The 14900-nt window shown below is 71.8% G+C and carries 9 protein-coding genes; 3 read left to right on the plus strand and 6 right to left on the minus strand.

Annotated elements, in window-relative coordinates; genetic code table 11:
- Positions 1-4: 4 nt before the first annotated feature.
- Positions 5-892: a phosphatase PAP2 family protein gene (locus tag O7614_RS22815; RefSeq protein WP_278140518.1), complete on the minus strand. Its 888-nt coding sequence runs from the start codon at positions 890-892 to the stop codon at positions 5-7.
- 221 nt (positions 893-1113) lie between these two features.
- On the opposite strand from O7614_RS22815, the gene O7614_RS22820 reads away from it, so the two are divergent.
- Positions 1114-1746, plus strand: coding sequence for a DUF3159 domain-containing protein (locus tag O7614_RS22820; protein WP_278142339.1), 633 nt, complete (start codon positions 1114-1116; stop codon positions 1744-1746).
- Positions 1747-2132: 386 nt separating this feature from the next.
- Here O7614_RS22820 and O7614_RS22825 read toward each other — a convergent pair whose 3' ends face one another.
- Positions 2133-5039 carry a glycoside hydrolase family 48 protein gene (locus tag O7614_RS22825; RefSeq protein ID WP_278140519.1) on the minus strand — a complete coding sequence of 969 codons (2907 nt, stop codon included), beginning with the start codon at positions 5037-5039 and terminating at the stop codon, positions 2133-2135.
- A gap of 833 nt (positions 5040-5872) precedes the next feature.
- Here O7614_RS22825 and O7614_RS22830 point away from each other — a divergent pair.
- The gene (locus tag O7614_RS22830; RefSeq protein ID WP_278140520.1) at positions 5873-7216 is read left to right on the plus strand and encodes a GH1 family beta-glucosidase; all 1344 of its coding nucleotides are present in this window, start codon (positions 5873-5875) and stop codon (positions 7214-7216) included.
- Between the two features lie 102 nt (positions 7217-7318).
- On the opposite strand, the gene O7614_RS22835 is transcribed toward O7614_RS22830, so the two are convergent.
- The 3 genes from O7614_RS22835 to O7614_RS22845 form a co-directional block, all read right to left on the minus strand.
- Positions 7319-7732: a roadblock/LC7 domain-containing protein gene (locus tag O7614_RS22835; protein ID WP_221310111.1), complete on the minus strand. Its 414-nt coding sequence runs from the start codon at positions 7730-7732 to the stop codon at positions 7319-7321.
- A 5-nt stretch (positions 7733-7737) separates the two neighbouring features.
- The gene (locus tag O7614_RS22840; RefSeq protein WP_278140521.1) at positions 7738-10281 is read right to left on the minus strand and encodes a nitrate- and nitrite sensing domain-containing protein; all 2544 of its coding nucleotides are present in this window, start codon (positions 10279-10281) and stop codon (positions 7738-7740) included.
- A gap of 99 nt (positions 10282-10380) precedes the next feature.
- The gene (locus tag O7614_RS22845; protein WP_278140522.1) at positions 10381-11793 is read right to left on the minus strand and encodes an FGGY family carbohydrate kinase; all 1413 of its coding nucleotides are present in this window, start codon (positions 11791-11793) and stop codon (positions 10381-10383) included.
- A gap of 205 nt (positions 11794-11998) precedes the next feature.
- Here O7614_RS22845 and O7614_RS22850 point away from each other — a divergent pair, with 205 nt between their 5' ends.
- A complete protein-coding gene (locus O7614_RS22850; RefSeq protein ID WP_278140523.1) occupies positions 11999-13921 on the plus strand; it encodes an anthranilate synthase family protein in 1923 nt (640 codons plus the stop codon).
- An 85-nt stretch (positions 13922-14006) separates the two neighbouring features.
- Here O7614_RS22850 and wrbA read toward each other — a convergent pair whose 3' ends face one another.
- The gene (gene wrbA / locus O7614_RS22855) at positions 14007-14624 is read right to left on the minus strand and encodes an NAD(P)H:quinone oxidoreductase (RefSeq protein WP_278140524.1); all 618 of its coding nucleotides are present in this window, start codon (positions 14622-14624) and stop codon (positions 14007-14009) included.
- Between the last annotated feature and the right edge of the window lie 276 nt (positions 14625-14900).

Genomic DNA, 14900 nt, shown 5'->3' on the forward strand with positions numbered 1-14900 from the left:
CGGCTCAGCCCTTGACCCGGGGCACGAGCCGGTGCACGACGGTGAGCACCAGCGCCATGACCACCGCCATCGTGCCGGCGATCCCGGCGGCGCTGCCCGCGTACCCGACGAACAGTGGCCTGCGGGTCAGCTCCTGCGGCCCGGTGCCGCGCAACTCGACCAGCCACGCCAGGGCCAACCCGCAGGCGACCAGGGCGAGCAGACCGCCCAGCCCGAGCACCAGCGCGGCGATCCGGTGCGCGTCGCCGGGGGCCACCTCGGCCTGCTCCCGCTGGGTGATCAGCAGGAGCAGCCCCGCCAACGCCGCCCACACACCCACCACCAGGTACGCGGCGACCGCGTCGCTGGGCCGGTGCCAGCCGGCGGAGAGGGTGGCGACTCCGGCGGCGGCGGCATAGCCGGCACCGATGAAGGCGCCGACCGCCCGCACCTTGCGCGGCAGGACGAGCATCAGCGCGATCGCCACCGACGCGGCCACGGTGGTGTGCCCGCTGGGCAGGCTGTTGCCCACCTCGGCGCGCTCCGGATCGAGGCCGAAGTCGGGGCGGTTCAACCCGTACTTCAGCAGCTGGGTCGAGACGTTCGCTCCGGCGATCAGCAGGGTCGCGGTGACGGCCAGGGCGATCCGTCCCCGGATCAACGCGATGAAGCCGATCATCGCGGTGGCGGCCAGCAGGGAGACCACCGACATCGCGTTGAGGATCCGGTCGACGGGTCCGTCGATGGTGTCCTGGCCGATCCGGTTGCCGGTCAGTGCGACGGTGTCCACCCACTGACCGATCTCGGTGTGCACGGCCACCCGCCACACGGCGAGGAAGGCAGCCGCCTGGACAAGGGCCAGTACGACCAACCAGACCGCGGTCCAACCCCGTGCCGTCGCGCGCATCCGCACACCGTAGCGGCCAGTGCCGGCCAGCCGATCGGTGGCCCACCGCGCGTCGACGGTTAGGTTGTGCCGGAGGCGAGGAGGCGGTGGTGAGCGGAGCACCGGGGCGCGACAGCGACGAGGCCGAGCCCGGGCCGGAGCAGCGGAAGGGCACCGATCCGGGGTCGGCCGGGGCAGGCGCCGACAGCGGCCCGGGAGGGCCGGCGCACGCCGAGTCGCTGACGGATCTGCTGGGTGGGCGACGCGGCGCCGTGGACGCCACCCTGCCACCCCTGGCGTTCGCGGCGGGCTGGTTGCTGGGCGGCGAGTCGCTGTGGGGCGGGGTGGGCGCGGCGCTGGCCGTGGGCGCGGTGGTGGCCGGCGTACGACTGCGTCGGGGTGACCGGCCGCGGTCGGTGCTGATCGGGCTGCTGGCGGTCTGCGTCGCGGCGTTGATCGCGGTGCGCACCGGCCGAGCCGAGAACTTCTTTCTGATCCAGGTGCTGTCCAACGCCGCGAGCGCTCTGGCGTGGATGGTCAGCATCGTGGTGCGCTGGCCACTGCTCGGCGTCCTGGTCGGCGCGGTGCTGGGGCAGCGCGCCCGGTGGCGGCGCGACCCGGCGCTCCTGCGGGGGTACGGCCGGGCCAGTTGGGTGTGGACGGCGACCTACCTGCTGCGGCTGGCCGTGTTCGTGCCGCTCTATCTGGGTGGGCAGGTGCTCGCGCTGGTAGTGGCCCGGGTGGCGTTGACCTGGCCGCTGGTCGCCGCGGCGCTGGCACTGAGTTGGGTGGTGCTGCGGCGCTCGCTGCCGGCCGGGCACCCGGGCCTGCGTCACCCGCTCACCGAAGGCACTGACGAGCCGGCCGGGCGGGCGTCGTGACTCGGCCCGTGGTCGTGGGCAGTCGAGCGATTCGGCACGGCTGGCAACGCTTGCCGGCGACCGTCGTGACGATCACGAGCGGGGCCGGTCAGGGGGGCCAAGAAAGTGGAGAGGCCGCCACGGGGGGAGCGGCCTCTCCGGTGACGTACGTTACTCCGTCGTGGACTTCAGCGTGATCCCGTGAAGGCCCGAATTTCTGGGCTTTTTCGCGACTGGCTCCAGTCCGGGCGGTGGGGTGGGCCAGCCGATCCGCTGCGTCGGCCAGATGGCCGGCCCACCCCGGCCTGACCGTGGGTGTCAGGCCGTCCTCCGGTCAGGGTCCGTCGTTCCCCGGACCCTTACCGAATCCCGGGGTGGGCGGTCCACGCCACCCACCCCGGGTCGTCTCAGCCGTTCGGGAACATGCTGCCGTAGTCGGCGTACGCCATGGCGACGTCAGCCTGTGCCCAGAACCTGTGGTAGTTGAAGGTGGGCTCCGGGCCGCCGTTCAGGTACGCCTGCACCTTGGGCCAGTCCGGGTCGTTCTTGTAGAAGGACCGGATGTCGAGGAAGCTCTTGCCCGCGGCGATGGCGTCGCCGTTCGGCATCGTCCCGGTCCAACCCGACGGGACGTAGAGGCCCTGCCCGGTCGACGCGTTGTAGACGTCGTCGAAGCGCCGGTAGTCGCCCCGCGTCTCGGTGGTGGAGACACCCTTGGCATCGCTGGCGGCCGACAGCGCGTCGAGCAGCCCCTTGGCGGTGTCCTTCGCCGCCACGTTGCCCGACTTGGCCGCGTACGCGATCAGGATCCGGGCGTAGGCGGCGGTGACACCGACGTCCTGGCCCTTGCTGATGACCTCGACGTGCAGGCCGGTGTTGGGCTGCGGGTTGGACGGGTTCCAGGTGGTCGGTTGGCCGGTCCACGCCATGTCCGACGGGATCGACCAGTTGGCACCGAGGGTGGTGTTGGCGATCGCCCAGGGCACCCACTTGTCCAGCAGGGCCTTGGCCTTCGCGTTGCCGGTCTGCTGGTACAGCTCGGCGATGCGCTGCATCGACCAGGCCTGCATGCCGAACCACTGGTTCGACGGCGGGTCGTTGTAGACCGGGTCGACGTCGTAGAACATGCCGTAGAAGGTGCTGGTGCCGGCCGGCGGCTGGGCGTAACTGCCGTCCCAGCTGTTGGTGGCGCCACCGGCGATGCCGCCCTCAGCGGACTGCAACCAGGTGTAGAACTCCAGCTGCCGCTCGAAGCTCTTGGTCCAGTCGGCGACAGCGGTCGCCGACTGCGGCTTGAGCTCCGGGGTGTTGGTCAGCGCCCAGGCCGCGAACGGGTTCTGGTAACCGAAGTGGTTGTGGCTGGAGCCGATCCGCCAGGACCAGTTCTGGCTGGCGTCGTACGCGCCGCCCCAGGCGTAGTACCAGGACAGCAGGTAGTGCGCCGAGTCCTTGCCGCTGCCGGCGGGGCAGGTGCTGGCCCCGACGCAGTTGCCGATCTTCTTGAAGTACTTGTCGAACATCGCGTACCGCAGGTAGTCGCCCATCTTGGCGGCCTTGGTGATGGTGGCCGCGACGTCGGCCTGCTTGTTCTGCGCCTTGGACCAGGTCAGCGCCCAGTACGCGGCCTGCACGGCGCGGGCGTCGGCGTCCGGGGCGTTGGTGTACTTCCACTGCTTGGCGGGAGCGCCGGTGTCCTTGACGAACAGGTCGAGGTAGCCGTACTGACCGCCGTGCTCGAAGGTGTCGCAGGACGGCTGCGGGACGGTCTCCCACACCGACTCCTGGGTGCCCCGCTGGAAGGTGTTGATGTAGGCCGGCTTGGTGGTGCCGTCACCGCAGCGACCGAAGCCGTAGGTGTTGTCGACGTCCAGCAGCCAGTGCATGCCGTAGATGTCGCCGGTGCCGTAGGTGGACTGCAACTCCGAGCGGAGCGGGTCCTGGCCGACCGGGACGTTCGGGTTCAGCGCCGACGGGTACTGGCTGGGCAGGTTGTATTCCGCTGCGTACTGCGGGGTGCCCGCGGAGCCGGAGGTCGGCTGGTCGGCGTGCGTGGGGATGATGTACTTCTCCATCACCGTCCAGGCGTTGTTGAACGGCGCCCAGTTCTGGGTGACCTTGCCGTAGTAGGCCTCCAGCCAGAGCCAGAAGCTGAACGCCTCCGAGGTGGTCTCGTGGCCGTGGTCGGGCGCCTCGACGATCAGCGTCTCCACCGAGTGGTACGGCACGCCCTCGGGGCTGAAGTAGCCCGAATTTTTGATCTTGCCGTACTGCTCGAGGAACTTCGCCGTGTAGGCGTTGTCGCCGCCGGGGGTGTCGTTGTCGATCTCGGTGGCGGTGACCGCCAGCGAGGCGAGGCCGGTGGCGGAGGCGGTGATGGTGGCGGCACCGCCGACGGTGTCGGCGTCCTCCGCCGCGGCGACCGTGACGGTGACCCCGGTGTTCCAGTTGCTCGAGGTCAGCGTGGCGGTGGCCGGCGAGACCGTGATGTCGGAGTCGCCAGTGCGAGTGAGGGTGACCGGCACACTGACCGTCGGCGCGGCACTGAGCTTCAGGTTGAAGGTGGCGGTGCCGCCCTCGGTGACGCTCACCGCGGACGGCGTGGCGACCAGCGTCGGGCCGGTGGCGGCGCCGACGGTGAAGGCCTTCTCGTCGACCCCGATGCCGTTGGCGTTGTCGTACGCCTTGGCCTGCACGGTGTAACTGCCGGCCGGCAGGTCCTCCTGCGTGTAGGCGTACGGGGCGGAGGTGTCGGTGTTGATCAGCAGGCCGTTGCGGTAGAACTCGACCTTGCTGATCGTCCCGTCCGGGTCGCTGGCGGTGGCGGTCAGCGGCACGTCCGCCGGCGCGGTGAACGGCCCGGCCGGCAGGCCGAGCGAGACCGTCGGCGGCTGGTTGGCCGGGGTGCCGTTGCAGGGGGTGCCGTTCAGGGTGAACGACGTGGGCTTCGGGTTGGTCCCCGAATGGGCACCGTTGAAGCCGATGGTGGTGGACGCCCCGGTGCCGAGGTTGCCGTTGTACGACTCGTTGGTCGCGGTGACCTCACTGCCGGACTGGCTGTACCTCGCCGACCAGCCCTGGGTGACCCGCTGACCGCTGTTCGGGAAGGTCCACTTGAGCGTCCAGTTACTGATCGGATCGCCCAGGTTCTTGATGGTGACGTTGGCGGTGAAGCCGGTGTTCCAGTCGTTGGTCGCGTAGACCACGTCGCAGGCGGGGGCGGCCTGTGCGGCACCGGCGGGCAGGGTCACCCCGCCGACGGCGAGCAACGCGGCGGCGGCGATCGCCACACGGCGACGTATTGCCAGTTGTCTCATGTGCGCGGTGTCTCCTCGGGCGAGGCCGGGATGGTCCCGGCGGCGGCGCCGGCCCGCGAGGGTGGTGGTCCGCGGGGAATTAGAGGCGCCGGGAAGGTGGTCTCCCCGGGCCCGGCCGGGGTGGGTCGGTGCGGCCTGCACGGGAGGGGATCCCGCAGGCTGCGATGGGGTGACCGTGACCGGAAGTGGTGCTGCCGGCTGCCCTCGGTGGACCCGCACTCACGCGATGTGGCTCCTGCCGCGTTGAATCGACAGTGTGCCATGGAAGCGCTCCCACAACAAGCCGGATCAGCTCCTTGTTTCGATCTTGTTTTGGGTCTTTCACAAAGGCGTGACGGGCGTTACAGTCGCAACATCGGTCGATGGGAGCGCTTCCATCGACAAGGTTCCAACTAGAAGATCGCCGGCGCCGCCTCTGGGCGGGGCCGGGGAAACCGACCGATGGCCGACGACGGGCCAGCCCGGACGCCGTCGTCAGCCATCGTCCCGCCACATGGAGGGAGGTGGAACCAGAGCCACTCGCGTGGCCCGGCTCCCGCGCGACACGCATGGCAGGACCCAAAATTCCGCTTGCGTGTGTGCAGTTACGGTGGGGACGGGGGTTGCCCTCCCCCGTCCCCACACTAAACCCCCGTACACGATAGGAAAAGAGGCCGACGGGACAGGCGCGGTGCGCCGCCCGGACGGCCTCGTTCGCTGCTCGGGGCCATACCCGCCGCCACCCCGCCAGCCCCGGCCGTCATGACGGGCGGATGACCGGCAGGCCGCGTCTGCCCTATCATGGGAGCGCTCCCGAATCTTCGGCGGTGGCCCCGTATCCATGAGGAGAATCCATGTCGATACCTAATGGGCCCGCCGGCCCGCTGCGCTTTCCGGACGACTTCGGCTGGGGCGCGGCCACCTCCGCGTACCAGATCGAGGGCGCCGCCAAGGAAGACGGGCGCGGCGAGTCGGTCTGGGACACCTTCAGCCGCGTCCCGGGGCGCACCCGCAACGGCGACACCGGCGACGTGGCCATCGACCACTACCACCGATACGCCGAGGACCTCGACCTCATGCGCGACCTCGGGCTGCGCAGCTACCGCTTCTCCATCTCCTGGCCCCGGATCCAGCCCGACGGCACCGGGGCGCCCAACCAACGCGGGCTCGACTTCTACCGCCGCCTCCTCGACGGCCTCCACGAACGCGGCATCGCCCCGATGGCCACCCTGTTCCACTGGGACCTTCCCCAGGCGCTTCAGGACGCCGGCGGCTGGGAGTCCCGCGACACCGCCCACCGCTTCGCCGACTACGCGGACCTGGTCTTCCACGCCCTCGGCGACCGGGTGCCGGCCTGGCTCACCGTCAACGAGCCCAAGACCGTGGTGCAGAACGGCTACCTCACCGGCCACCATGCCCCCGGCCGGCAGGACCCGGACGCCGCCTACCTGGTCGCCCACCACCTGCAGCTCGCGCACGGGCTCGCCGTCGCCGCGCTGCGGGCCAGCGGCAGCGACAGCCGGATCGGTCCCGCGCTCAACCTGCACCCCTGCTACCCCGCCGACGACTCCCCGCAGGCTGCCGCCGCCGCCCACCTCTACGACGGCTACGAGAACCGTCTCTACCTCGACTCCCTGCTCAAGGGCAGTTACCCGGAGGACGTGCTGGCCGACCTGGGCCCGCAGAGCCGGATGGTCCGGGGCATCCGCGACGGCGACCTGGCGATCATCTCCGCGCCCATCGACCTGCTCGCCGTGCAGTACTACACGCCGATCTACGTCACCGCCGACGGCGGCACCGAACACCGCTGGGTGACCTCGGAGGCCGCGTGGCAGCAGATCTACCCCGAGGGGTTGTACGACCTGCTGACCCGGATCACCCGCGACTACGGCCCGATCCCGCTCACCATCACCGAGAACGGGCTGCCCACACCGGACACGCTGGCCGCGGACGACACCGTCCAGGACGCCGGTCGGATCAGCTTCCTGCGCGACCACCTCACCGCCGCGCACCGGGCCATCGCCGACGGCGTGCCGCTGGAGAGCTTCCACGTCTGGTCACTGCTGGACAACTTCGAATGGGACGCCGGGTACGACCAGCGCTGGGGCCTGGTCTACGTGGACTACGCGACCCAGCGGCGGGTGCTCAAGAGCAGCGCCACCTGGTACCGCTCGGTCATCGCCGACGGCGGCTTCTGAAGGCGCCGCCCACCCGGACGGCCGGGCCCGGACGGCTCGGCGCGGCTCGGATGAGCTGGCGACCGTCCGGGCCTCGGCCAACGCACGCCTCGGCCAACGCACTCAGCGGGGCAACGCCTGCTGCAACTCCGCCCGCAGGGCCGGCGTGAGCATCTCCCCCGCCTGCTTGGCCAGCCGGGCCATCTCGTAGCCCACCACACCGATGTCCGCGTCACCGGCGGCCAACGTGGCCAGGATCGAACCGTCGCGTACCTGCATCACCAGGAAGTAGCCGCGGCCCATCTCGACCACCGTCTGCTTGACGACGTCGCCGTCGAACATCTGGGCCGCGCCCGCGGTGATGCTCATCAGCCCGGAGGTGACCGCCGCGAGTTTGTCGGCGTTGTCGCGCGGCAGATGGTCGGAGATCGCCACCAACAGCCCGTCGGACGAGACCACCACCGCGTGCGCCACGCCCGGCACCCGCTCCGCGAACGCGCTCACCAGCCAGCTCAGGTCACGCGCCTCCTGGCTCAACGTCGTCACTGTCGTCGTCCCCCTTCGTCGTGCCCCCCGGACGGTGGCACGGGTATCTCGGTGGTGTCCTCGGCCTCGGCGCGCCGCACTCCGCTGTAGAGCCGGGAGAGCATGCCGCCGACCGCCTCCGGGTCCGGGTCGGTGCGGGTCGGTGCCGCCGACGGTTGCGCCGAGCGGGTGACCGCGCTCAACTGTGCCATCGGCACCCGCACCGGCAGCCCTCGCTCGTTCGTACCGGCGGTGACCGGGACCGCCGGTGGCATGCCCGACGCGGGCACGATGGGCGCGGACGCGCCCGGGCCCTGCCGCGACCACCAGCCCCCGCCGTCGTCGCGGGTGCCGGCCGGGGTCAACACGTCCTCGGCACGCACCGGCACCGGACGGGCCTGGCGCGGCACGGCGGCACCCGGTGGCCGACCGGCGACCGGCAGGTCCCGCGCCGCGATGCCCGCCCCGGGGGCGCTGCCCTGGGCGACGGCCCCGGGCTGCCGGACCACGCCCCGAGCGGCGCTCGTCGCCAGCATCCGGGCCGGCGCGGGCAGATCCGTCTGCACCGTTCCCGCCGGCGCGAGCAGCACCGCGGGCAACGCGAGCCGGGCGACCAGACCGCCCTGGTGGTCGTCCAACCGGACCCGTACGCCCAGCCGGGCGGCCAGGTGGCTGACCACGAAGAGGCCCATCCGCTCCACCGTCGCGACGTCCGCAGCCGGAGGGCTGGCCAGCACCGCGTTCGCCTCGGTCAGCGCGGTCGGGCTCATCCCCAGGCCACGGTCGGCGATCTCGACCAGGGCGGTCGCGGCGTCGACCCGCGCGGTCACCACCACCGTCGTGTCCGGACGCGAGAAGGCGGTGGCGTTCTCCAGCAGCTCCGCCAGCATGTGCACCAGCTCGCCGACGGCGTGCCCGACCACGTACACGTCGGCCACCGCCTCGATCCGGACCCGCTGGTACTGCTCGATCTCCGCGGCGGCGGCCAGCAGGACCGCGCCGAGACCGACCGGCCGGTTCCACCGGCGGGTGGAGTCCGTGCCGGCGAGCACCAGCAGGCTCTCGTCGTTACGGCGCATCCGGGCGGCCAGGTGATCGAGCTTGAACAGGTTCTCCAACTGGTCCGGGTCGCTCTCCTCACGCTCCAGATCGTCCAGCAGCTCCAGCTGCCGTTCCACCAGCACCTGGCTGCGGCGGGCCAGGTTGACGAACATGGCGTTGACGTTGCGCCGCATGAGCGCCTGCTCGACGGCGACCGTGACGGCACTGCGGTGCACCGCCACGAACGCCTCGGCCAGCTCACCGATCTCGTCGAGCGAGCGGACCACCGCCGGCGCGACCTCGATGCCCGGCACCCCGCCGGTGACGGTCTTCAGGCGGTCCAGTGCGTCCGGCAGCTCCACCTGCGCGATCCGGAGCGCCTGGCTACGCAGCAACCGCATCGACCGGGCCACCGACCGTCCGACGAGCAACGAGATCAGCAGGGCGACCAGCAGGACCGCGACGACCCCGCCGACCACCAGCAGGGTGGCCCGCAGCTGCTCGCTGCTGGCTTCGTCGGCCTGCCGCACGGCGTCGTCCAGCACACCTGCCTCGAGCTGGCGCAGCAGCTCCTGACGCTGCTGGCTGGCCGACCACCACTGCTCCGAGGGCAGCACCTCCGGCGACGCGTTGCCGGCTGGCAGGCTGCGCTCCTCCAGCTGGGTGGCGACCAGGAACATCGGGCTGACGGAGGTCTCGTCGTAGCGGCGGATCTGGTCGGACGTGGCAGCCACCCGGAACGCGCTGAGCGCGGTCAGCTGCTGGCCGCGCAGATCGCTGAGGATCACCCGGTCCTCGGTGCCGTACCCACCGGCCCGGCCGGCGGCGTAGAGCTGGGCCCGCACCCGGGAGGAGAGTTCCTTGACCCGGGCCAGTTGAACGTAGCGCAGCACCGCGTCGTTCAACGCCGACTGGCCCTGACCAGGGCTCGGCTCGGCAAGCAGGTCGAGCAGCGCGCTGACGGCCCGGTGGTAGTTGCTCAGGATGGTCTCGCTGCCGAGCACCGCCGGCGGGATCGCCGGCCGGATGTCGATCACCTGGTCGTACGCCTCCAGTGCCTCGGAGAACGCGACCCGCCAGGACGCGTCGGCGTCGGCCAGCGGCTCGGCCGCCCGACTCAGGTCCGCGATGGCCCGGTCGGTGGCCGTCTGCAACGGCTTCAGGTTGGACGCCGCGGCCGCCCGATCGCCGCCCCTACGCAGCTCGCCCAACTCGCCCGCCGAGCGGTCGCGCTCCTGCTGGAGCTGGTGCACCGCCGCGGTGATCTGCCGGCCGATGCCGACCTGTCTGGAGAAGTCGTTGAGCGCGGTCGTCCGCCCCACCAGGGCGCTGGTCTGCACGCCGGCGAGCAGCAGGAACGCCATCGACGGCACCACCAGCACGGTGGCGAGCTTCGTGCTCATCCGCCAGTCGCGCAGCCGGAACGGAGACCGCCGCCGATGCGGCACCACTCGGACGTCGAAGCGGCGCCGGCGATGGTTCGACACCGCGCCGTTCGCCGGCTCGGGACCTGCCGCCACCCTGCCTCCTCCGTGCTACCGCGTCCGCCGCGGTCCGGGGAGCGCAGTCCATCCAACCAGGCTTGGTTGGACTGTCAACGGTTTGGGCTGAGCGGTGGTTCAGGAAGGATACTGCGGGTGGGATCGTCCTGCCGTGGTCGGTAGGACCAGCTCGTCCGTCCGGCCGATGTCGGCGAGGCCGATCGCGTCCCCGAACCGGCCGAGTGCCACCAGTGCCGCGCCGGTGGCGCCGATCTCCGGGTTGCGTTGGTGCGACACCGGTCGCGGTGCGAGCGCGGCGGCGAAGGCCTGCCGCCACCACACGGACGCCGCCACCGCACCCCCACCCAGCACCACACCGACCGGTTTGTCGATGGTGGACTCCAGCACCGCGAGATCCTCGGCGACCAGTTCGCACAGCCCCTGCATCAGCCCGGCCAGAATGTCCACCGAGGTGGTGCTGAAGCTGAGGCCGCGCAGCTCACCGGTGCCCGCCGGCGCCAGGCCGGGCGCCCGGTCTCCGCCGAAGCGGGGGTCGGCCGGTCGACCACCGCCGATCGGCACCAGCGCCAGCGCCGCGTCCAGCTCCGCGCCCCGGGGCAACCGCAGCTCCCGGCCCGCCCAGGCGAACAGGTTCCCGCCGCAGGCGTACGCCGCCCCGGTCACCACGTGGTCATGGTCGACCCGGTAACGCCAGAGCCGTTCGGGGAGCCGGGGCATCGGTTCGCCGGCCGGGATCCGCTGCATCAGCCGGACGGCCGCGGAGGTGCCCACGGTGACGGCGACCCGGCTCGGGTCGACGCAGCCCGAACCGACGTTCGACGCACCGCCGTCGCCGACCGGGGGTGACCAGCGGGCCTGGGCCAGCTGCGGCCACCGGGCGGCCAGGTCGGCCCGGAGCTGGCCGTGCCAGTCCAGCGCGCCGAGGGGCGGCAGATCCTGCGGTCGCGCCCCGGCCAGCGTCAGCGCCTCCTCGTCCCACCGCAGGGTGCGCAGGTCCAGCAGACCGGTCCCGGAGGCCTGGGAGATCGACATGGGCGCCGTGTCGAGCAGCTCGCCCAGCAGGTACTCCGGCAGACCGACGAACCGGGCGATCGGGCTGCCCGACTGCTCCCGCAACCAGGGCAGCCGCATCGACCAGTAGGAACGGTGCCACCAGCAGCCGGTGCGCTGGTGGAAGCCGTCCGGGTCGGCCGGGCCGGCCGTACCACCGACCGGCGCGGGTCGGGTGTCCAGCCAGGTGATCACCGGCCCCATCGGCGCGCCGTCGCGGTCCAGCGGGAGCACCGAGTGCCACTGCGCGGAGACCGCCACCAGGTCGACGTCGTGCAGGTGGCCCGCGTCGGCCAACTCGTCCACGCATTCGACGAGCGAGGCGAGATAGTCGGCAGCGGAGAGCGTGCCGGTCCCGTCGTCGCCGATGGCGAGTTCGACCTTGCGCCGGGCCAGCGCGCCGGGCCGCGGTCGGGTGTCCGCGTCCAGCACCAGCCCTCGTACCGAGGAGGTGCCCAGATCGAGCGCGAGAATGTTCATCGCCGGTCAAGTTACCCGGTGCGAACCGGGCAACGGGCGGGTAAGGTGGATCACATGCTCGCGCATCTGACTTGTTGGTGGCCCGCCGACCCGGCGGCCACCTCCCGCGCGTAGCTTCATCCACGCGGCCGCCCTCCAGGCGGCTGCCGGATCTCCCGGCCGGATGACCGCCACAACGGCGGCGCCGAGCCCGACGGAGACCCCGATGACCCACCTGACCGATCTGCTCACCGCCATCGTCAGCGGTGTCGACCCTGGCCCCTTCGCCCTGCTCCGCCGTGACGGCGCGGACGAGCTGGAGCTGTTCACCGGCACTGTCGACACTGTCGAACGGCTCGCGGACATCCCGCTGACGCCGGGTGTGTCCGGGGCGCAGACGCTGGCACTGGTGCCGTACCGGCAGATCTCCGAGCGCGGCTTCGCCTGCGTCGACGACGGTGCCCCACTGGAGTGCCTGCGGATCCGCGACCATCGACGGATCGCCCTGGCCGACGCCCTGGCCATGCTGCCCGACGAGCAGGTCCGCACCACCGACGCGGCGTTCGACATCACCGACGAGGACTACTCACGGACCGTGCACCGGGTGCTGGCCGAGGAGATCGGCCGTGGTGAGGGCGCGAACTTCGTCATCCACCGCACCATGCACGCCACCGTGCAGGGTCCACCGCTGGTGGCGGCGCTGGCCGCGCTGCGCCGGCTGCTGGTCGCCGAGCGCGGCGCGTACTGGACGTTCGTGGTGCACACCGGCACCCGGACGTTGGTCGGCGCGAGCCCGGAGCGGCACGTCAGCGTCGACGACGGGCTGGTGATGATGAACCCGATCAGCGGCACCTTCCGGCGCGCCGGTGACACCCCGGACCGGAAGGCGCTGCTGCGTTTCCTCGCCGACCCGAAGGAGGTCGAGGAGCTGTACATGGTGCTCGACGAGGAGCTGAAGATGATGGCCACGGTCGCCGAGCACGGCGGCCAGGTGATCGGCCCGTACCTGAAGGAGATGTCGCACCTGGCGCACACCGAGTACCTGCTCGCCGGGCAGAGCACCCGTGACGTGCGGGAGGTGCTACGCGAGACGATGTTCGCGCCGACCGTGACGGGCAGCCCGATGGAGAACGCCTGCCGGGTGATCGCCCGCCACGAGCGCCGCGGCCGGGGCTACTACTCCGGCGTGCTGGCGCTGGTCGGCCACGACGACGCCGGCCGGCAGACGCTCGACGCCCCGATCCTGATCCGTACCGCCGAGATCTCCCCCGCCGGCCGGCTGCGGGTGCCGGTGGGCGCCACCCTGGTCCGGCATTCGACGGCGGCCGGCGAGGTGGCCGAGACGCACGCCAAGGCGGCCGGTGTGTTGGCCGCGCTCGGCCTCGGGCCGGCGGCGCCCGACCGCGGGGGCGAGCCGGTCGCGCGGCTGGCCGACGACCCGGAGGTACGCGACGCGCTGGCCAAGCGCAACGCGCCGCTGGCCCGGTTCTGGCTGGACCAGCGGTCACCGGACGCGCCCAAGCTGCCCGGGTTGGTCGGTCGTCGCGCGTTGATCGTGGACGCCGAGGACACCTTCACCGGAATGCTGGCCCACCAGTTGGGCGCGTTGGGTCTTGAGGTGACCACCCGACCGTGGCACGCCGGCGGCTCTGTCGACGGGTACGACCTGGTGGTGGCCGGCCCCGGGCCCGGTGACCCGGGCAGCCCGGACGAGCCGAAGATGGTGGCGATGCGGAAGCTGCTGGGCGGGCTGTTGGCGACCGGCCGCCCCACCCTCGCGGTGTGCCTCGGCCACCAGGTGCTGGCCGGGCTGCTCGGGCTGCCGCCGCACCGCCGGGACGCGCCTTATCAGGGGTTGCAGCGGGAGGTGTCGCTGTTCGGCAGGACCCGGCGGGTCGGGTTCTACTCGACGTTCACCGCCCGTTCGGAGGCCGACCGGCTGGACACCGCGTACGGGCCGGTGGAGTTGGCCCGGGACTCCGGTGACGGCGCCGTGCACGCCCTTCGGGGGCGTGGCTTCGCCGGGGTGCAGTTCCACCCCGAGTCGGTGCTCAGCCCGGACGGGCTGGCTGTGCTGACCGAGCTGTTGAGTGACCTGCTGCCGGCGCCGCGCACGGACGAACTGTCCGCGACGGGCGGACGCGCATAGTCGTTCCGCCTCGGGGTAGGGCTGGATCGACCGGTGGCGTGGACGGGCCGAGAGCCCCCGCCCGCGCCACCGGTCGCTTCCGCCGTCAGCCGCCCATGCCCGCCTTCAGCGCGGTGCCGATCTGCACCGCCCGCCGGGCGGTGAGCGCGCAGGCTTCGAGCGCCACGGAGTCCGGGGCGATCTCCCCGTTGTTGCTCGTGTGCGAGGCGCCGTAGGGGTTGCCGGCGATGAACTGGCTGGTGTCGGTGTATCCGGGGGTCACCACGATGCCGCCCCAGTGGTAGAAGACGTTGAAGAGCGACGTCAGGGTGGTTTCCTGGCCCCCGTGCAGAGTGCCCGTGGAGGTGAAGCCCGAGTAGACCTTGTTGGCCAACGCGCCCTGCGCCCAGAGCGGGCCGGAGGTGTCGATGAACTGCTTCAGTTGGGCGGCGATGATGCCGTACCGGGTCGGCGCGCCGAAGATCACGACGTCGGCCCAGGCCAGGTCGTCGAGCATCGCCTCGGGCACGTCCTGGGTCTCCAGGCGGTGCGCCTCCCAGCCGGAGTTGGAGCGGATCGCCTCGTCCGGTGCCAGCTCGCGCACCTTGCGCAGCCGCACGTCGGCACCGGCGTCTCCGGCGGCCTCGCACACGGCCTGCGCCATCTGGTAGGTGGTGCCGGTGGCGCTGTAGTAGATCACCGCCACCTTCGTCTGGGCAGCCATCAGATGTTTCCCCTAACTCGTCTCGGGTCAGCTCCCGCGACTACCCGTGACGCGCGGTCTCTAACGACAGCGCGCGAGCGATCCCACCTGTCGGTCCGCCGGGCTCAATTTTTCCGCAACTTCCGGTCGGTTGCGGCCGTGCGCCCCACGCGGGCAGCGATCCTGATGCCATCGGTGCCGGCGGGTACGAGCCGCCGCCCCGCACCGAGCACCTGAACGGGGGATCGCGCTCCGCCACCGACGACGCTGGCGTAGCGCGATCAGGGGCCTACCCCG

The sequence above is a fragment of the Micromonospora sp. WMMD961 genome, from assembly GCF_029626145.1.
In the GTDB taxonomy this organism is placed as follows: Bacteria; Actinomycetota; Actinomycetes; order Mycobacteriales; family Micromonosporaceae; genus Micromonospora.

Coding starts and splice junctions, on each gene's coding strand:
- wrbA (WP_278140524.1), bottom strand. CDS start 14,624: ATGGCTGCCCAGACGAAGGTGGCGGTGATCTACTACAGCGCCACCGGC.
- O7614_RS22830 (WP_278140520.1), top strand. CDS start 5,873: ATGTCGATACCTAATGGGCCCGCCGGCCCGCTGCGCTTTCCGGACGAC.
- O7614_RS22825 (WP_278140519.1), bottom strand. CDS start 5,039: ATGAGACAACTGGCAATACGTCGCCGTGTGGCGATCGCCGCCGCCGCG.
- O7614_RS22845 (WP_278140522.1), bottom strand. CDS start 11,793: ATGAACATTCTCGCGCTCGATCTGGGCACCTCCTCGGTACGAGGGCTG.
- O7614_RS22850 (WP_278140523.1), top strand. CDS start 11,999: ATGACCCACCTGACCGATCTGCTCACCGCCATCGTCAGCGGTGTCGAC.